The following is a 19,301-nucleotide window of genomic DNA, read 5'->3' as shown; positions in this document are numbered from 1 at the left end:
TCACATCGAGGTGTCCGCTGAGCGGACGCGACGGTTCGTCATGCATGACGACTGTCCGTTTGGTACCTGTCTGGCTATGTCTCAAATGTCCGGTTTTCGAAACTTACCGACTGTTCATGTGACCTAATTGAGATCGTCACTGGTCACTTTCGTGTCCGTGCGTGACGGATAGTGGGTGCAGTCAGGCTCGGGTCAAGGGTGAACGCGCAGGGGTGCGCGCCGAAACCACGAGCGCGGACGGCACAGCGGGTCGGTGAGAACCGTTTCCGCAGTGCTCTCCTCGTTGCAACGTCGAATTCAGGAGGCACACCGATGCGTGGTGGGAGCCAGGCCAAGTGGGTTGTCGCAGCTGTTGCGGTCGCCCTTGCCGCGACTGCTTGTAGCAGCAGCAGCGACTCCTCCAGCGGGGGCAGCTCCGATGGTGCGGTCAACGCCCAGGGCGTCTTCAGCTACCAGAGCGCCGAGCCGCAGCGTCCGCTGCAGCCGGCGAACGCCATGGAGAACCAGGGCGGACGTATCGTCAAGCAGCTCTTCACGGGCCTCGTCGACTACGACCCCGCGACCGGTGCCCTGCGCAACCAGGTGGCCGACAAGATCGAGACCACCGATGCCAAGACCTACACCGTCACGCTGAAGTCCGGTTGGACCTTCCACGACGGCACCCCGGTCACCGCCAAGTCCTTCGTGAACTCGTGGAACTGGTCGGCCAACCCGGCGAACAACCAGATCAACTCGGACTGGTTCTCGGACATCGTCGGCTACGACGCGGTCCACCCGGACAAGGACAAGGGCGACCCGACGGCGAAGGAGATGTCGGGCCTCAAGGTCATCGACGACACTCACTTCACCATCGAACTGACCAGCACCGTCTCGTACTTCACGTACAAGCTCGGCTACTCGGCCTTCTTCCCGCTGCCCGAGGGCTTCTTCGCGGACCCGAAGGGCTACGGCGAGAAGCCGATCGGCAACGGCCCCTACAAGTTCGTCTCGTGGGAGCACAACAAGGCCATCACGCTGGCCGCCTACGACAAGTACACGGGCAGCAACAAGCCGAAGAACGGCGGAATCGTCTTCCGCAACTACACCTCGCCCGAGGCCGCGTACAAGGACCTGATGTCCGACACGCTGGACGTGCTGGACCAGGTCGACTCGACCGACCTGCCGAAGTACAAGGACGACCTGGGCAAGCGCGCCGTCGACCAGGCGCAGGGTGCCATCCAGAACATCTCCTTCGCGCTGTACAACGCGGAGTGGAGCGACCCGGCCAAGGCCAAGGTCCGCCAGGGTCTCTCGATGGCGATCGACCGCGACACCATCACCAAGACCGTGCTGAACAACAGCCGTCAGCCCGCCGACTCGTTCGTGGCGCCGGGCGTCATGGGCTACAAGGCCGGCACCTGCGGCGACGCCTGCAAGTACGACCCGGTCAAGGCGAAGCAGCTGATCGCCGAGGGCAACGGCGTCCCGGGCAACAAGATCGGCATCATCTACAACTCCGATGGCGGTCACAAGGAGTGGGTGGACGCGGTCTGCAACTCGATCCGCCAGGCGACCGGCGTCGAGTGCGTCGGTGACCCGAAGCCCGACTTCAAGACCTCTCGTGACATCATCACCAAGAAGACCGTCCCGAGCATGATGCGTACCGGCTGGGTGCAGGACTACCCGCTGAACGCCAACTTCCTGCGCGACGTCTACGGCACCGGTGCCTCGGCCAACGACGCCGGCTACTCGAGCGCCGAGTTCGACAAGCTGTCGCACGAGGCCGACGCCGCCACCTCGGTCGAGAAGACCGCCGACCTGTACCAGCAGGCCGAGGCCGTTCTGGCCAAGGACATGCCGGCGATCCCGCTCTGGTACTACAAGACCAACTCGGGTTACTCCAACAAGGTCCAGAACGTCAAGTTCAACTCCTTCGGCGACCCGGTCTACACCGACGTCGAGGTCAAGAAGTAGTAATCGGTCGGCACCGCCTGACCCGGTGACAACGGCCGGTGCCCGTCCCATCCCCACAAGGGCGAGGACTGGCACCGGCCGTTGGCACGCCGACTTATCTCTGGCCGGGTTGACGGGCCCGGCAGAGTCATACATGGAGGCACGATGGGGCGCTTTGTCGCGAGGCGACTGCTCCAGATGATTCCGGTGTTCCTCGGAACGACCGCACTCATCTTTTTCATGGTGCACTTGCTGCCCGGTGATCCGGTGGCAGCGTTGTGGGGCGACAAGGCGCCGGACCCGGTGCAGCTCGCCGCCCTGAAGCACCAGCAGGGACTCGACCAGCCGCTGCTGCAGCAGTACTTCTCCTACATGGGGAAGCTGTTCACCGGCGACTTCGGTACCTCTCTGGACGGCCGACCGGTGCTCGACAAGATCACCGAGGCGCTGCCTGTCACGATCCGGCTGGCGCTGTTCGCGTTCGGCATCGAGATCGTGCTCGGCATCGGCATCGGACTGTTCGCCGGTCTGCGTCGCGGCAAGGCGTTCGACAAGGGCGCGTTGGTCATGACGCTGCTGCTGATCTCGATCCCGGTCCCCGTGCTGGGCTTCATCTTCCAGACGGTCTTCGCGAACAACCTCAAGTGGGTCACCCCGACGGTCCAGGACTCGAACGACATCACCCAGCTGGTGCTGCCGGCCTTCGTCCTCGGCTCGCTGTCGCTGGCCTACGTCGCGCGTCTCACCCGTACCTCCATAGCCGAGAACACCAAGGCCGACTACGTCCGCACCGCGGTGGCCAAGGGCCTGCCGCGCCGGAAGGTCATCGGCACCCACCTGCTGCGCAACTCGATGATCCCGGTGGTCACCTTCCTCGGTACCGACCTCGGCTCCCTGATGGGCGGTGCGATCGTCACCGAAGGCATCTTCAACGTGAAGGGTGTCGGCAACGCGCTCTACCACGCCATCAACATGAAGGAGGGCGCGACCGTCTCCGGTTTCGTCGCCTTCCTGGTGCTCGTGTACCTGGCCGCCGGCCTGATCGTCGACCTGCTTTACGCGGTCCTGGACCCGAGGATCCGTTATGCCTGACCTGACCGAGAAGACCGCCGGGGACAACATCCCGGCCCAGCGCACCGCGGACACCCCCGCGCCGAAGCCGGAGAAGCCCCGCAGCCTCGGCTCGGACGCCTGGCACGACCTGCGCCGCAAGCCGATCTTCGTGATCTCCGCGCTGTTGATCCTGCTGCTGATCGTCATCGCGATCGCGCCGGGTCTGTTCACCTCGGTGGACCCGCGCGCCGGCGACCTGCGCAACCACTACCTGACGAAGCCGAACTACAGCCACTTCTTCCAGGCCGACTGGTTCGGTTACGACCTCCAGGGACGCAGCCTCTACGCCCGCGTCATCTACGGCGCCCGCGCCTCGGTCGTGGTCGGCATCACCGTCACCGCGGGTGTGACCATCTTCGGTGGCATCACCGGCATGCTCGCCGGCTACTTCGGCGGCTGGATCGACACGATCATCTCCCGGATCACCGACATCTTCTTCGGTATCCCGCTGCTGCTCGGTGCCCTGGTGATCCTGAACGCCTTCACCTCGCGCACCATCTGGAGCGTCGTCTTCGCCCTGGTCGCCCTGGGGTGGACCCAGATGACCCGCGTGATGCGCGGCTCGGTCATCACGGTCAAGCAGGCCGACTTCGTGACCGCGGCCAAGGCGCTCGGCGCCGGCACCAGCCGGATCCTGCTCAAGCACATCCTGCCGAACGCGATCGCCCCGGTGATCGTCGTCGCCACCATCGCGCTCGGCGGCTACATCGCCACCGAGGCGACGCTGAGCTTCCTCGGTATCGGTCTGCAGGACCCGACCATCTCCTGGGGTATCGACATCAACTCGGCCCAGAAGGTGATCCGGACGGCGCCGTTCGCGCTGTTCTTCCCCGCCGGAATGCTCAGCATCACGGTGCTGGCCTTCATCATGCTCGGCGACGCGGTGCGCGACGCCCTCGACCCGAAGCTCCGCTGAGAGAAGAGGTGACGACCCGATGACCACCGTGATCGAGAACAACCAGAAGAACGATCGTCTCGAAGTCGGAACCCCGCTCCTGGAGGTCAAGGACCTCCACGTGGAGTTCCACACCCGGGACGGGATCGCCAAGGCCGTGAACGGGGTCAACTACTCCGTCGCGGCGGGCGAGACGCTCGCCGTGCTCGGTGAGTCCGGCTCCGGCAAGTCCGTGACGGCGCAGACCATCATGGGCATCCTGGACATGCCCCCGGGCAAGGTGACCCAGGGCGAGATCCTGTTCCGCGGCCAGGACATGCTCAAGATGAGCAACGAGGGACGCCGGAAGATCCGCGGCCAGAAGATCGCGATGATCTTCCAGGACGCGCTCTCCGCCCTCAACCCCGTGCTCAGCGTCGGCTACCAGCTCGGCGAGATGTACCGGGTGCACCAGGGCGCCTCCAAGAAGGAGGCGAAGGAGAAGGCCATCGAGCTGATGGACCGGGTGCGCATCCCCGCCGCCCGGCAGCGGGTGAACGACTACCCGCACCAGTTCTCCGGTGGTATGCGCCAGCGCATCATGATCGCGATGGCGCTCTCCCTGCAGCCCGACCTGATCATCGCCGACGAGCCCACCACCGCCCTGGACGTGACCGTCCAGGCCCAGGTGATGGACCTGCTCGCCGAGCTGCAGGCCGAGTACAACATGGGTCTGATCCTGATCACCCACGACCTCGGCGTGGTCGCCGACGTCGCGGACAAGATCGCCGTGATGTACGCGGGCCGGATCGTGGAGACCGCCCCGGTGCACGAGCTGTACGCGAACCCCGCGCACCCGTACACCAAGGGCCTGCTCCGCTCCATCCCGCGCCTGGACCAGAAGGGCCAGGAGCTGTACGCGATCAAGGGCCTGCCCCCGAACCTGCTGAAGGTCCCGGCCGGCTGCGCGTTCAACCCCCGCTGCGATGTCGCCACCGACCTGTGCCGCACCGAGATCCCGGCGCTGCACCACGTGACGGACAAGGACGGCAAGGAGCTCACCGGCCGCCGCAGCGCGTGCCACCTCTGGAAGGAGACCCTCCATGGCTGAGAAGATCCTGGAGGTCAAGGACCTGGTCAAGCACTACCCGCTGACCCAGGGCATCCTGCTCAAGAAGCAGGTCGGCGCCGTCAAGGCGGTCGACGGCATCTCCTTCGACCTGGAGAAGGGTGAGACGCTCGGCATCGTCGGCGAGTCCGGCTGTGGCAAGTCCACGCTGGCCAAGGTGCTGATGAACCTGGAGCGGGCCACCTCCGGCCAGGTGCTGTTCAAGGGTGAGGACATCTCCACGCTGTCCGGCTCGGCGCTGAAGGCCGTCCGCCGGAACATCCAGATGGTCTTCCAGGACCCGTACACCTCGCTCAACCCGCGCATGACGGTCGGCGACATCATCGGTGAGCCGTTCGAGATCCACCCCGAGGTGGCGCCCAAGGGTGACCGCCGCAAGGCCGTCCAGGACCTGCTGGACGTCGTGGGTCTGAACCCGGAGTACATCAACCGGTACCCGCACCAGTTCTCCGGCGGCCAGCGCCAGCGCATCGGCATCGCCCGCGGTCTCGCGCTCAAGCCCGAGATCATCATCTGCGACGAGCCGGTCTCCGCCCTGGACGTGTCCGTCCAGGCGCAGGTGATCAACCTGCTGGAGCAGCTGCAGGGCGAGTTCGGGCTCTCCTACATGTTCATCGCGCACGACCTCTCCATCGTCCGGCACATCTCCGACCGCGTCGGCGTGATGTACCTGGGCAAGATGGTCGAGATCGGCACCGACGAGCAGATCTACGAGAACGCCACCCACCCGTACACCCAGGCGCTGCTCTCCGCGGTTCCGGTGCCGGACCCGACGGCGCGCGAGGCCCGCGACCGGATCATCCTGACCGGTGACATCCCCTCGCCGGCCAACCCGCCGTCCGGCTGCCGCTTCCGCACCCGCTGCTGGAAGGCGGAGGACCGCTGCGCCGAGGAGATCCCGCTGCTCGCGGTGCCCTCGGTGCTGAAGGGCGCGGCCGCGCACGACACGGCCTGCCACTTCCCCGAGGTCCGGGAGCAGGCCGCGGCCTGACCCCCGCTCTCCCCGGAAGGGCCCGTGGCTTCCCGCCACGGGCCCTTCCGTCATGCTGTGGATCCGGCGCCGCGTCAACTCCGCAGGGGGTCACGGCACCCGTCCGGGTGTACCCGACTCGCGCCGTCGCCGGGGCGCGCTTCTCATGGGGTGTGATGCGACACACACCATGAGGAGGGACCTCCATGCCCGTAGCCGCCCGCGCTCGTTGGGTCCTCGCCGTTGCGACGTCCGTGGCCCTGGTGGCCACCGGGTGCAGCAGCGGCGGCGGAGGCAGCGGCAGCTCGTCGGACACCAGCAAGACGTTCAGTTACCAGAGCAACGAGCCGCAGAACCCGCTGCAGCCCGCCAACGCGAACGAGGTCGGCGGCGGTCGCATCATCCAGAACCTCTTCAAGGGGCTGGTCGACTACAACCCCAGCAACGCCCAGCTCCGCATGCAGGTCGCGAGCGCGATCGACACCAGCGACTCCCAGACCTTCACCGTCACGCTGAACGACGGCTGGACGTTCCACGACGGCACCCCCGTGCAGGCCAAGAACTTCGTCGACGCCTGGAACTGGGCCGCCAGCCCGGCGAACAACCAGATCAACAGCTCCTGGTTCTCGGACATCGAGGGCTACCAGGACGTCCACCCGGCCACCGGCAGTCCGACCGCGGCCAAGATGTCCGGGCTGACCGTCACGGACAACCTGCACTTCACCATCAAGCTGAACCACAAGGTCTCGTACTTCGAGTACAAGCTCGGCTACATCGCCTTCTCGCCGCTGCCGGACGCCTTCTTCAACGACCCGGCCGGGTACGGGCAGAAGCCGGTGGGCAACGGCCCGTACCAGTTCGTCAGCTGGGCGCACAACACCCAGGTGGTCACCAAGTCCTACCCGGGCTACAAGGGCGTGGACAAGCCGAAGAACGGCGGCATCGTCTTCAAGATGTACACCACGTCCGAGGCCGCCTACGCCGACCTGCAGTCCAACAACCTCGACGTGATGGACCAGGTCCCGCCGTCCGCGCTGGCGACGTACAAGAGCGACCTCGGCGACCGGGCGGTGGACTCCCCGCAGGGTGCCATCCAGAACATCGGCTTCACGCTCTACCAGGCCGACTGGGCCGCGCCCGAGAAGGCCCAGGTGCGTCAGGGCCTGTCGATGGCCATCGACCGCGCGACCATCACCAAGACCGTGTTGCAGGGCTCCCGGGTGCCGGCCAGCGCCTGGGTCGCCGAGGGCGTCCAGGGCTACAAGGCCGGAACCTGCGGGGACTTCTGCAACTTCGACGTCGCCAAGGCCAAGCAGCTGATCCAGCAGGGCGGCGGCGTCCCCGGCAACAAGGTGCTGATCACCTACAACGCGGACGGCGGCCACAAGGAGTGGGTCGACGCGGTCTGCAACTCGATCCGGCAGAACACCGGCGTCGACTGCCTCGGCGACCCGAAGCCGGACTTCAAGACCGCCCGCCAGGCCATCACCTCGCACCAGCTCGACGGCGCGTTCCGCACCGGCTGGGTCCAGGACTACCCCCTGAACGCCAACTTCCTGGCCGACGTGTACCGCACCGGTGCCGCCTCCAACGACACCGGCTACAGCAACCCCCAGTTCGACCAGCTGTCCACCCAGGCCGACGAGGCCCCGAGCGTCAGCGACTCGACGACCGGTTACCAGCAGGCCGAGGCCGTGCTCGCGTCCGGCATGCCGACCATCCCCCTCTGGTACTACCGCACCAACTCGGGCTACTCGACCAAGGTGCAGAACGTGAAGTTCGACTCCTTCGGCAACCCGGCCTGGACGCAGGTCGAGGTCAAGGGCTGACGCCCCGGCCCTGATCCCCTCGCGCCGGCCCCGCCCTCCCCGCACGGAGGGCGGGGCCCGGTCTCCCGGCCGACCGGCCCCCCGGTCGGGCACCTAGGAAGGAGGCCCGGATGGGCAGTTACGTGCTGCGGCGGGTGCTGCAGATGATTCCGGTGTTCTTCGGCACCACGTTCCTGATCTTCGTGATGGTCTACACGCTGCCGGGCGACCCGGTGGTGGCGCTGTTCGGCGAGAAGGCCGCCGACCCGTCCGTGGTCGCGAGCATCAAGCACACGTACTACCTGGACCAGCCGGTCTGGAAGCAGTACCTGCACTACATGGGGAACCTCTTCCAGGGGGACTTCGGCACCAGCTTCACCGGCCGCCCGGTCGCCGACATCATGGCGGACGCCTTCCCGGTCACCATCCGGCTGGCACTGCTGGCCTTCGTCTTCGAGATCGTCGTGGGCCTCTCCTTCGGCGTGGTCTCCGGGCTGAAGCGCGGCAGCATCGCGGACACCCTGGTGCTGGTCCTGACCCTGGTGGTGATCTCGATCCCGGTCTTCGTGCTCGCCTACATCGCCCAGACGGTGTTCGCCACCAACCTGGGCTGGGTCACGCCGACGGTGCAGGACAGCTACGACCTCACCCAGCTGGTCCTGCCGGCGGTCGTCCTGGCCTCGCTCTCGCTCGCGTTCGTCGCCCGGCTCACCCGGACCTCCATCGGCGAGAACCTGCGGGCCGACTACATCCGCACCGCGACCGCCAAGGGCCTGCCCCGGCGGACCATCATCACCCGCCATCTGCTGCGCAACTCGCTGATCCCCGTGGTCACCTTCCTGGGCACCGACCTCGGCGCGCTGATGGGCGGTGCGATCGTCACCGAGGGCATCTTCAACGTGCAGGGCATCGGCAACGTCCTGTACCGGGCGATCAACCAGAAGGAAGGTCCGACCGTGGTCGGCATCGTGACCGTGCTGGTGATCATCTACCTGATCGCCAGCCTGCTCGTCGACCTGCTCTACGCGGTCCTGGACCCGAGGATCCGCTATGCCTGACGTCCACGACGAGGACTCGTACGAACCGCATCCGAAGCCGGGCGTCTCGCACCTCGACTACGCGGGGGAGCAGGGCATGGCGGTCGAACAGGAAACCCTGATCGAACCCGACGCGGAGAAGCGGGAGGAGGCCCGCAGCCTCTGGGGCGACGCCTGGCGGGACCTGCGGCGGCGGCCGATCTTCCTGATCTCGGTGCTGCTGATCGTCCTGCTGGTGCTCATGGCGATCTTCCCGTGGGCCTTCACCGACGCCAACCCGCGCAAGGCCGACCTGGTGCACGACTACCTCAAGCGGCCCGACTGGACGGACTTCTTCGGCGCCGGCTGGTTCGGCTACGACGCCCAGGGGCGGTCCATCTACGCCCGGGTGATCTACGGCGCCCGCGCCTCGATCACCGTCGGCATCGTCGTGACCGCCGGGGTCACCCTGCTCGGCGGGCTGACCGGCATGGTCGCCGGGTACTTCGGCGGAGCCGTCGACGCGGTGATCTCCCGGATCATCGACATCTTCTTCGGCATCCCGCTGCTGCTCGGCGCCCTGGTCCTGTTGAACGGGTTCGCCAGCCGTACGGTCTGGGCCGTGGTGTTCGCGCTGGTCGTCCTCGGCTGGACCCAGATCGCCCGCGTCATGCGCGGCGCGGTGCTGACCGTCAAGCAGTCCGACTACGTGGTGGCGGGCCGGGCGCTCGGGGCCGGGACCGGGCGGCTGATGCTCCGGCACATCCTGCCGAACGCGGTCGCGCCGGTGATCGTGGTGGCGACCATCGCGCTCGGCGGCTACATCGCGACCGAGGCGACGCTGAGCTTCCTCGGCATCGGCCTGCAGGAACCGACCATCTCCTGGGGCATCGACATCTCCTCCGCCCAGAAGGTGATCCGGACCGCGCCGTACGTGATGTTCTTCCCGGCCGCGGCACTGTCCATCACCGTGCTGGCCTTCATCATGATGGGCGACGCGGTGCGCGACGCCCTCGATCCGAAGCTTCGCTGAGCGAGGGGAGCACACCGTGGGTACAGCGGCGCAGACCACCGAGCGCGAGCGCGGGACCCCGTACGAGGGGCCGCTGCTCGACGTGCGGGACCTGCACGTCGAGTTCGTCACCAGGGACGGCGTCGCCAGGGCCGTGAACGGGGTCAACTACTCCGTCTCGGCCGGCGAGACGCTGGCCGTGCTGGGCGAGTCGGGCTCCGGCAAGTCGGTGACCGCGCAGGCGATCATGGGCATCCTGGACATGCCGCCCGCCCGGATCCCGCGCGGCGAGATCCGCTTCCGGGGCCAGGACATGCTGAAGATGAGCAAGGAGGAGCGGCGCAGGATCCGCGGTGGGCGGATCGCGATGATCTTCCAGGACGCGCTGTCCTCCCTGAACCCGGTGCTGTCGGTGGGCTTCCAGCTCGGCGAGATGTTCCGGGCCCACCGGGGCGTCTCCCGCAAGGAGGCGAAGGACAAGGCCGTCGAGCTGATGGACCGGGTGCGCATCCCGGCAGCCAAGGACCGGGTGAACGATTACCCGCACCAGTTCTCGGGCGGTATGCGCCAGCGCATCATGATCGCGATGGCGCTGGCGCTGGAGCCGGACCTGATCATCGCGGACGAGCCCACCACCGCCCTGGACGTCACCGTGCAGGCCCAGGTGATGGACCTGCTGGCCGAGCTCCAGGCCGAGTTCCACATGGGTCTGATCCTGATCACCCACGACCTGGGCGTGGTCGCCGACGTCGCGGACAAGATCGCCGTGATGTACGCCGGCCGCATCGTCGAGACGGCCCCGGTCCACGACCTGTACGCGCGCCCCGCGCACCCGTACACCCGGGGCCTGCTGGACTCCATCCCACGGCTGGACCAGAAGGGCCAGGAGCTCTACGCCATCAAGGGCCTGCCGCCCAACCTGCTGCGGATCCCCACGGGCTGCGCCTTCAATCCGCGCTGCCCGCGCGCGCAGGACATCTGCCGGGCCCAGGTGCCGGAGCTGTTCCCCGTCACCGAGGACGACGGGACACCGCTGGAGGGGCGCGGCAGCGCCTGCTTCTTCTGGAAGGAGACCCTCCATGACCGCTAACGGGGCCAGCGCACTGGGCGCGGCGATGCCGGAGGAGGTCGCCTTCACCCAGGAGGTGCCGCGCGGCGAGCCGATCCTCGAAATCCGGGACCTGGTCAAGTACTTCCCGCTGACCCAGGGTGTCCTGTTCAGGAAACAGGTCGGCGCCGTCAAGGCGGTCGACGGGGTCAGCTTCGACCTGATGCAGGGTGAGACGCTCGGTATCGTCGGCGAGTCCGGCTGCGGGAAGTCCACGCTGGCCAAGGTGCTGATGAACCTGGAGCCGGCCACTGCGGGCTCGGTCCGGTACAAGGGGGAGGAGATCTCCCGGCTGTCCGGCGCGGCGCTGAAGGCCGTCCGCCGGAACATCCAGATGGTGTTCCAGGACCCGTACACCTCGCTGAACCCGCGCATGACGGTCGGCGACATCATCGGTGAGCCGTTCGAGATCCACCCCGAGGTGGCGCCCAGGGGCGACCGCCGCAAGGCCGTCCAGGACCTGCTGGATGTGGTCGGGCTCAACCCGGAGTACATCAACCGGTACCCGCACCAGTTCTCCGGCGGCCAGCGCCAGCGCATCGGCATCGCCCGCGGTCTCGCGCTCAAGCCCGAGATCATCATCTGCGACGAGCCGGTCTCCGCCCTGGACGTGTCCGTCCAGGCGCAGGTGATCAACCTGCTGGAGCAGCTGCAGGGCGAGTTCAACCTGTCGTACATGTTCATCGCGCACGACCTCTCCATCGTCCGGCACATCTCCGACCGGGTCGGCGTGATGTACCTCGGGCGGATGGTCGAGATCGGCAGCGACGCGGAGATCTACGACCACGCCACCCACCCGTACACCCAGGCGCTGCTCTCCGCGGTGCCCGTACCGGACCCGACGGCGCGCGAGTCCCGGGACCGGATCGTCCTCACCGGGGACGTGCCCTCGCCGGCCAACCCGCCGTCGGGCTGCCGCTTCCGCACCCGCTGCTGGAAGGCGCAGCAGCGGTGCGAGGTCGAGGTGCCGCTGCTCGTCGCGCCGTCCTGGCTGGCCGGGGCGGCGTCCCACGACTCGGCGTGTCACTTCGCTGCGGAGCGCGAAAGTGAGCAGAGCGCCGCGGAGCGCGAGAACGGGCAGGGCGCCGACTGAAGGTTTCGCCCCAAGGGCGCGTCCTCGTGTCGGGGGCGCGCCCTTGGCCGTCCGTCCCGTGATGGAAAAGAGATCTGCCGCAGGCTCGCCAAGTGCGGCCCGGTCCTTGATAGTTGCTCTGCGCCTATCGATGCTCGCTGCTGCGCGGAGGAGGGCTGCCCACATGGACGCGGTGGAGGTGATCGGCGGCGGACGGGAGGGCCTGGAGCCAGGGACCCCGTTGCTGGAGGTCGAGGATCTGCACGTGGAGTTCCACACCCGGGACGGCGTCGCCAAGGCCGTCAACGGGGTGAGCTACGCGGTGTCGGCCGGCGAGACGCTGGCGGTGCTGGGGGAGTCCGGCTCCGGCAAGTCGGTGACGGCGCAGGCCGTCATGGGCATCCTGGACATGCCGCCGGGGCGGATCACCTCGGGGCGGGTCCTGTTCCGCGGCGAGGACCTGCTGACCATGAGTGCCAACGCCCGGCGGGCCGTGCGGGGCCGGCGGATCGCGATGATCTTCCAGGACGCGCTGTCCGCGCTCAACCCCGTGCTCAGCGTGGGGTACCAGCTGGGCGAGATGTTCCGGACGCACCACGGCGTCACTCGCAAGGAGGCCCGGGAGAAGGCCGTCGAGCTGATGGAGCGGGTGCGCATCCCGGCCGCCCGGCAGCGCGTCGGCGACTTCCCGCACCAGTTCTCCGGCGGTATGCGCCAGCGCATCATGATCGCGATGGCGCTGGCCCTGGAGCCGGACCTGATCATCGCCGACGAGCCCACCACGGCCCTGGACGTGACCGTCCAGGCCCAGGTGATGGACCTGCTGGCCGAGCTGCAGACCGAGTTCCACATGGGCCTGATCCTGATCACCCACGACCTGGGCGTGGTCGCCGACGTCGCGGACAAGATCGCGGTGATGTACGCGGGCCGGATCGTGGAGACCGCCCCGGTGCACGAGCTGTACGCGCGCCCGGCCCACCCGTACACCCGGGGCCTGCTGGACTCCATCCCGCGCCTGGACCAGAAGGGCCAGGACCTGCACGCCATCAAGGGCCTGCCGCCCAACCTGCTGCGGATCCCGGAGGGCTGCGCCTTCAACCCCCGCTGCGACCGGGCGCAGGACCGATGTCGGAGCGAACTCCCGCTGCTGGTGCCGGTGGCGGGCGAGCACGGGGAGGAGCTGGCGGGCCGCCGCAGCGCCTGCCACTACTGGCGCGAGACGCTGCACGGCTGAGCCCGCCCGGCGGCCACCGCGGCTACTTCACGAAGCCGACGTTCTCCCAGACGATGTCGGACAGGCCCTGCGCGCCGATGTTTGCGAGGTCGGCGCGGGCGCCGTACAGCTGCGGGCGCTGGTAGAGCGGCAGGACCCCGGCCACCTTCCAGAGTTCGCCGTCGGCCTGGTTGATGGCTTCGGAGGTGGTGGCCGCGTCGGCCGCCGCGGCGGCCCGGTCGAGCGCGGCGTCGACCGCCGGGCTGCCTGCGCCGACGTGGTTGGTGCCGCCGTTCTGGACGAAGTTGGCGCGGTTGCCGCTGGCCGGGAAGGGGGTGCCGAGCAGCGAGTAGGCGGTGAGGTCGAAGTCGCTGCGGTTGATGTACTTGTCGAAGAACTCGTTGACGGGGGCGGTCACCGTGCTGACCTTGATCCCGACGTCCTTGAGCATCTTGGTGGTAGTGGCGGCCTCGTTCTGGGCCTGGGTGACGCCGACCGGGATGACCATCCGCAGGTTCAGCTCGCGGCCGTCCTTCTTGCGCACGTCGCCGTCGAGCTTCCAGCCGGCCGAGTCCAGCTTGCGGGCGGCCTCGGCGGGGTCGTAGCGGGCCAGGCCCAGCGAGTTGTCGCGGTAGCCGTTCTGGTTGGCGACCAGCAGGTGGTTGTTGAGCGGGACGGCGGGCCAGTCCAGGCCGTTGAGGTCGGAGCGGATGACGGCGTCCCGGTTGATCGCCTGGAACACGGCCTGGCGTACGGTCGCGTCGCTCAGCGCGGTGCTGCGGGCGTTCAGGGTGATCTGGCGGAAGTCCGGGCCGCCGGCCCGGCGTACGACGGCGCCCTTGGTGTTCCTGATGGTCTGGTAACCGGCCACGTCCGGGCCGTTGTTGACGAGGTCGAGTCGGCCCTTGGCGAAGGCGGCGGCCATCTCGTCGGGGAGCATCGCGTGGAAGACGATCCGGTCCAGCATCGGCTTGTCGCCCCACCACGCCGGGTCGGCGACCAGGGTGACGGTCTGCGCGGCGCGGTCGAGCTGCTCGACCTTGAACGGGCCGGCGGTGACCGGGATCGCGTCCAGGTAGGCGGTGTTGAACAGCTCCGGGGTGGAGATCCGGCCGGCCGGCAGCAGCGGGGCGTTGCCGGCGCCGTTGAACATCGACTGCCACTCCGAGAACGGCCGGTCGAAGGTCATCACGGCCTGGAAGTCGTCCTTGCCGCGCTCGACCGAGGAGACCAGCTCGAAGCCGGTGCTGCTGGACGGCTTGTAGGCCGGGTCCTTGCCGTTCAGGGCCCGCCAGTTGGCCTCGATGTCGCGCCAGGTGATCGGGGTGCCGTCGGACCAGTGGGCCTTCGGGTTGAGCGTCCAGGTGACCACCTGCCGGCCGTCCCTGAGCTCGGCGTGGGCCTCCTGCAGGTAGGCCGGGTTGACGGTCTGGGTGCCGGCGGCGTCCGAGCGGAAGAAGGTCGGCAGCAGCGGCTTGGTGACGGCGATGGTCGAGGACTCGCTGCCGTCGTTGTGGATCGGCGACCACTGGTGGGAGAACTGGGCGATCGCCAGGTTCAGGGTGCCGCCCTGGCGCAGCTGGCCGCGGTCGTGGGGGTTGATGTCGACCGAGGTGAGCTTGGGTGTGGCGGGGGCGGACGGCAGTACGTCGGCGCCGTCGCCGCCCTGGCCGGAGGCGCAGGAGCAGAGCGTGAGCGAGAGGGTGAGGGCGGCGAGGCCGGCGAGCAGAGCCGTCCCGTGGTGCTGGAGGCGGCGGGCCATCGGCGTGCTCCCCGAGGTGGATGTGGCGGAAGGTGTGGCGTCACATCTTGCTGACCGGAAGGGGGAGTTGTCGAGGGGCGGGACCGGATGCGGGCCCGCCCCCCGACGGGAGGCCAGGACGTCAGACGGGGAACTTGAAGGTGCGGTCCTTGTCGCCGGTCTTGTCGAAGACCGAGGCGATGCCGTCCGCGACGTCCTGCGGGGTGATCGCGACGAGCTGGCCGTTCTTCTTGAACTTCATCTTGTCGAACACACCGCCCAGCTGGGCGGTGAGCGCGTCGAGGTCCCACTTGGGCACGATCTTGCCGGAGGCGTCCGGGACGAGCGTGAGCGCCTTGGAGGCGGTCTTCGCACCGAAGTCCCAGGGCTTGGTGCCGGCCAGGACGTGCACCTTGCCGCTGGCCACCTGCTTGCCGAGGCTGTCGGCGGCGGCCTGCAGGGCCTGGGTGGAGACCTTGGGCTGGGCGGCCGTGACGGCGAGGGCGATCGGCTGGTCGGGCTTGCCGGCCGCGCGGTCGCGGTAGGCCTGCTCGACCACGTCCAGGGCACTCGCCGAGTCGACCGCCTGGCCGGCCCGGCCGGGGACGACGACCGGCTCGCCGTTGTCGCCGAACTTGACGTAGCCCTCCTGCAGGCCCTGGCCCGAGCCGGCCGCCAGTGAGTCGAGGGCGGCCTTGAGCTTGGCCCGGTCGACCTTGACCTCCGGCGCGACGGCCTTGCTGCCGCCCTGGAGCGACTTGATGACGTCGACCGGGCTGTAGCTGTGCTGCGCCAGGTCGTCGACGGTGGCGGTGGTGTCGAAGCTCAGCCCGGCGACCGTCGGGTCGAGGTCCACGGCCTGGTCGCCGACCTTCAGCTTGAGCGGCTGCTGGCCGGCCTTGCCGACCGACTCGTCCAGCGAGTGGATCGCCTGGTCACGGCTGTTGCCGCCGATGTCGGTGCCGAGCACCACGGTGCCCTTGGGGACGTCGGACTGGTTGAGCATCAGGCCGGTGCCGTACGCGGCGGCGCCGAGGAACAGCACGCCGGCGATGCCGTAGACGCCCAGCTTGACCAGCTTCTTGCCGGCGCCGCGCTTGGCCTTGGCGGGTGCGGCAGCGGACTGGGCCTTGCCGGGAGCCGGGGACGGTGCCGGGGTGGGCGAGGGAGCGCCCTGGGCGGCCTCGGGCCGAGGGCCGGCGCCCGGGGCCGGCAGCGGGGTGACCTCGGTGACCTCGGGGTCGCGGCCGGGCTGCGGGCCCGCGCCGGGCGTGCCCGGGAAGAGCCCACCGGGGCCCACCGGGGCGGCGGGGCCGTCCTGGCCGGGGGCGGCCGGGCGCTGGGTGGCGAACGGGTCGGTGCCGGTCGGCGCCGAGGCGAACAGGCCCGGCTGCGAACGGCCGTCGGCACCGCGCGGGGCGCCGTTGCGGGGCGGGCCGGATATGCCGGCGGGCGGCGGGGTGTTCTCGCGGATCGGCTGGAAGCCGTCGACGGAGGTGTCCTCCGGGCTCGGCTCGGCGACCGGCGCACCCTGCGGGAGCGGACCGGTCGGGCGGCCGTTCGACTGGAAGCCGTTCTGCGGGCCGCCCTGGCGGGGGCCGTTCTGCCGGGCGCCGTTCTGTCGCGCCCCGTTCTGCGGGGGACGGTTCTGCTGGGGGTGGCCGCCGCGCGGGCCGCGCGTGCCGGCGTCGGGACCGGGGGCCGGGGCGAACGGATCGGCGACGGGCGCGAAGGGATCCGCGACGTCGTAGATGCCGGGCTCCTCCGCCGGGGCCTCGGGGCGGTACGGCGCGGCGGAGGCGGGGTTCGACGCCTTGCCCTGGGCGGGCACCGGACGGCCCTTCGGGGCGCCGTTGGCGCGGGCGGCGGCGCCCCCGGCCGGGCGGGCGCCCTGCGGCCGGGGCTCGGCGGCCGCGGCCTCCGGCGCGCTCGGGGCACCGGCCGGCACGGCGGCCGGGGCGGGCTCGGCGGCCGACGCCTTCTTCTGGCGCGGCCGGAACCACGCGCCGGTGGACTCGGACTCCGAGGTCGCCGGCGGGATCGGCGGGATCTGCCACTCCGGCGGCAGGTTCGGCGGGGTGGCCGTACCGGCGCCGCCCTCCATCACGCCGAGGACGGGCGAGGCCGGCGCGGAGCGGTGGCGCGGGCCGCCCTGCTCGGGGGCGGCGGCCGGGGCCTCCTCGGCGGGGGCGTCCTCGTTCTTGACGGTGCTGCGGACGACGACCGGCGGGATCGGACGCGAGCCGGGGATGTTGATCCGGACCCGGGTGGTCAGGGTGGTCTCGGTCTTCGGGCCGTCGTCCTCGCCGCCGTCCGCGGTGCCCTGGCCGGCACCGGCCGCGGCCCGGTCGCCGCCGGGAAGCCCCGGCGTGCCGTAGGGCGGGGTGCCCGACGGGTAGGCGTCCGGGCCCGTGCGCCGAGGCGTCGGGTGGGCGTTGTCAGATTCGCGGCTGCTCAATGCTGCTCTGCTCCGGGTTCGCGGGCGGGCCGTGTGGCGCGACCGCGGTTCGTGGTCGCCGGGCCCGGCTGGGGCGGGCGGCGGTCGGGTACGGCGTTCTGCGGGACCACCATACTGGGAAGAACTGAGCGGTGAACGGCTTCGGACAGATCCTGATACGTCCGGTTCCTCCGGTATGAGAGTAAGGCCGGGTACTCCTGACTGCGCGTCGTACGCGGTCCGGTACGCCGCGCTCGTCCGGGGTCAGCGCGGCGGGCCGGGCACCCCGGGGAACCAGCTGGTGCGGGTGGGCAGGGTGGCGCAGATCACGCCCAGCACCGAGCCGGCGAACAGCCAGGCCAGCGAGGTGGCGTTGGACCAAAGGACGTTGTCGCCCTCCGGCCGGGGCACGATCAGCAGCAGCATCGCCAGGAACCAGCCGGCCGCGGGCGCGCCCGCGCCGAGCCGGGTACCGGTGATCCGCAGGCCGCCGTAGAAGGTGGCGGCGGTCGCGGCGAGGGCGAGGAGGACTCCCACGGGCGGCCACAGGGCCTGCACAAAGGATCCGCAGATCGACACCGCGATGCCCAGCAGGAAGAACAGGACATAGGCCGCGATCCGGGCGGCGCGCGGGGGTTGAGGCTCGACCAGCCGCTCGTCGCGGGTGCCGAGGACGGTCGCCGGGATCGAGCGGCGCGGCGGCCGGGCGGCGGGCTTGCTCATCACATGTCCTCCCCGGCGCTCGCGGGGTCGTCGTCGAGGCCCGCGAACAGGTCGTCCTCCGGATCGCCGGGCCCGGCCTGGCCGTGCACCAACTGGTAGTACTCGGTGGCGAGCAGGGGCTGGCCGAGGTTGTTGGAGAGCGCGAAGAAGGCGCCGTCCACGGTGATCTGGGTGGCGTGCGCGGCCATCGCCGCCGCCTTGAGCCCGGCGTACGCGGCGCCGTCCAGCGCCGTGGTGACCGCCTCGTCGGCGACCACGCCGGGGACGTCGGACGGCTGGGACACGCCCGGGAAGGACGCCTTCGCGGCGGTCTCCGCGAGCCCGGCCTCGATCACCGAACGGGGCATCCGGTTCCAGTACACCTTGGCGATCCGCCAGGCCGGGCCCAGTTCGGGGCGGTACGCCGGGTCGGCGGCCAGCTCGTACGCGCGCATCGCGACCCGGTGCGCCTGGATGTGGTCCGGGTGCCCGTAGCCGCCGTTCTCGTCGTACGTGACCAGCACCTGCGGCCGCACCTCGCGGATCACCGCGACCAGGTGGCCGGCCGCCTCGTCCACGTCCGCGCGCCAGAAGCAGCCGGGCGCGTCGTTGTCGGGCACGCCCATCATCCCGGAGTCGCGGTAGCGGCCCGGGCCGCCGAGGAAGCGGGCGTCGGTGACGCCCAAGGCGCGCATCGCCTCGGTCAGCTCGCCGATCCGGTACGCGCCGAGAGTGTCGTCCCGATCAGCCGTCAGGTGGGCCAGCTCCGGGGGGATCACCTCGCCGCCCTCGCCGAGGGTGCAGGTCACCAGCGTGACCCGGGCGCCCTCGGCGGCGTACCGGGCCATGGTGGCGCCGTTGCCGATCGACTCGTCGTCGGGGTGCGCGTGCACCAGGAGGAGTCGGCGGCCGGTAGTCGCGGTCATGGGAGGAAGCCTAACCACCGGCTCGCGGGGGTCAGAGCTTCAGGCCGTTGATCATCCCGGCGAGGTTGCTGGTGACCTGGCTGATCGACGGGGCGATCGAGCTGGAGGCCAGGTAGAAGCCGAGGAGCCCGCAGACGATCGCGTGCCCCAGCTTCAGGCCGGAGCGGCGGATCAGGACCACCACGATGACCAGCATCAGCACGGCTGCGGAGATGTTCATGGCCATGTCGGCTCACACCCCTTCTCGG

16 protein-coding genes are annotated in these 19,301 nt (G+C 69.6%); 11 read left to right on the top strand and 5 right to left on the bottom strand.

Annotated elements, in window-relative coordinates:
• The first annotated feature begins 312 nt into the window (after positions 1–312).
• The 11 genes from ACZ52R_RS07300 to ACZ52R_RS07250 all read left to right on the top strand — a co-directional run bounded on the left by ACZ52R_RS07300 (position 313) and on the right by ACZ52R_RS07250 (position 13,268).
• On the top strand, positions 313–1,953 hold the full coding sequence (locus ACZ52R_RS07300; RefSeq protein ID WP_465616831.1) for a peptide ABC transporter substrate-binding protein: 1,641 nt from the start codon (positions 313–315) through the stop codon (positions 1,951–1,953).
• A 144-nt stretch (positions 1,954–2,097) separates the two neighbouring features.
• Positions 2,098–3,024, top strand: a complete 927-nt coding sequence (locus ACZ52R_RS07295) for an ABC transporter permease (RefSeq protein WP_465616833.1) — start codon at positions 2,098–2,100, stop codon at positions 3,022–3,024.
• Positions 3,017–3,961 (top strand): ABC transporter permease, encoded by a 945-nt coding sequence (locus ACZ52R_RS07290; RefSeq protein ID WP_465616835.1) that lies wholly within the window; start codon positions 3,017–3,019, stop codon positions 3,959–3,961. Before ACZ52R_RS07295 ends, ACZ52R_RS07290 begins: the two co-directional genes overlap by 8 nt.
• 19 nt (positions 3,962–3,980) lie before the next feature.
• The gene (locus tag ACZ52R_RS07285) at positions 3,981–5,030 is read left to right on the top strand and encodes an ABC transporter ATP-binding protein (protein ID WP_360499917.1); all 1,050 of its coding nucleotides are present in this window, start codon (positions 3,981–3,983) and stop codon (positions 5,028–5,030) included.
• Entirely contained in the window at positions 5,023–6,039 is a 1,017-nt protein-coding gene (locus ACZ52R_RS07280) for an ABC transporter ATP-binding protein (RefSeq protein ID WP_465616837.1), read from the top strand. The genes ACZ52R_RS07285 and ACZ52R_RS07280 overlap by 8 nt, the downstream gene beginning before the upstream one ends.
• Positions 6,040–6,224: 185 nt before the next feature.
• A complete protein-coding gene (locus ACZ52R_RS07275) occupies positions 6,225–7,847 on the top strand; it encodes a peptide ABC transporter substrate-binding protein (protein ID WP_465661278.1) in 1,623 nt (540 codons plus the stop codon).
• A gap of 110 nt (positions 7,848–7,957) precedes the next feature.
• The gene (locus tag ACZ52R_RS07270; RefSeq protein WP_465753057.1) at positions 7,958–8,884 is read left to right on the top strand and encodes an ABC transporter permease; all 927 of its coding nucleotides are present in this window, start codon (positions 7,958–7,960) and stop codon (positions 8,882–8,884) included.
• Between the two features lie 76 nt (positions 8,885–8,960).
• The gene (locus tag ACZ52R_RS07265) at positions 8,961–9,875 is read left to right on the top strand and encodes an ABC transporter permease (protein ID WP_360500082.1); all 915 of its coding nucleotides are present in this window, start codon (positions 8,961–8,963) and stop codon (positions 9,873–9,875) included.
• Positions 9,876–9,891: 16 nt separating this feature from the next.
• Positions 9,892–10,944, top strand: coding sequence for an ABC transporter ATP-binding protein (locus ACZ52R_RS07260; protein WP_360499924.1), 1,053 nt, complete (start codon positions 9,892–9,894; stop codon positions 10,942–10,944).
• 25 nt (positions 10,945–10,969) lie between these two features.
• Complete coding sequence (locus tag ACZ52R_RS07255; RefSeq protein ID WP_465616903.1) at positions 10,970–12,055, top strand: ABC transporter ATP-binding protein; 1,086 nt, start codon at positions 10,970–10,972, stop codon at positions 12,053–12,055.
• 163 nt (positions 12,056–12,218) lie between these two features.
• Positions 12,219–13,268: an ABC transporter ATP-binding protein gene (locus ACZ52R_RS07250; protein ID WP_465616843.1), complete on the top strand. Its 1,050-nt coding sequence runs from the start codon at positions 12,219–12,221 to the stop codon at positions 13,266–13,268.
• A gap of 22 nt (positions 13,269–13,290) precedes the next feature.
• On the opposite strand, the gene ACZ52R_RS07245 is transcribed toward ACZ52R_RS07250, so the two are convergent.
• The 5 genes from ACZ52R_RS07245 to ACZ52R_RS07225 all read right to left on the bottom strand — a co-directional run bounded on the left by ACZ52R_RS07245 (position 13,291) and on the right by ACZ52R_RS07225 (position 19,279).
• Positions 13,291–15,009, bottom strand: a complete 1,719-nt coding sequence (locus tag ACZ52R_RS07245; protein WP_465753055.1) for an ABC transporter family substrate-binding protein — start codon at positions 15,007–15,009, stop codon at positions 13,291–13,293.
• 121 nt (positions 15,010–15,130) lie between these two features.
• Positions 15,131–17,446 (bottom strand): peptidoglycan binding domain-containing protein, encoded by a 2,316-nt coding sequence (locus ACZ52R_RS07240; protein ID WP_465753052.1) that lies wholly within the window; start codon positions 17,444–17,446, stop codon positions 15,131–15,133.
• 243 nt (positions 17,447–17,689) lie between these two features.
• A complete protein-coding gene (locus ACZ52R_RS07235; RefSeq protein ID WP_465753050.1) occupies positions 17,690–18,148 on the bottom strand; it encodes a DUF6113 family protein in 459 nt (152 codons plus the stop codon).
• The gene (gene mshB, locus ACZ52R_RS07230) at positions 18,148–19,053 is read right to left on the bottom strand and encodes an N-acetyl-1-D-myo-inositol-2-amino-2-deoxy-alpha-D-glucopyranoside deacetylase (protein ID WP_465753048.1); all 906 of its coding nucleotides are present in this window, start codon (positions 19,051–19,053) and stop codon (positions 18,148–18,150) included. Before mshB ends, ACZ52R_RS07235 begins: the two co-directional genes overlap by 1 nt.
• Positions 19,054–19,084: 31 nt before the next feature.
• Entirely contained in the window at positions 19,085–19,279 is a 195-nt protein-coding gene (locus tag ACZ52R_RS07225; protein WP_360499936.1) for a DUF2304 family protein, read from the bottom strand.
• Positions 19,280–19,301: the final 22 nt, after the last annotated feature.

The organism is Kitasatospora sp. NPDC034023, from assembly GCF_055575795.1.
This window is presented reverse-complemented; position numbering and strand designations above follow the sequence as displayed.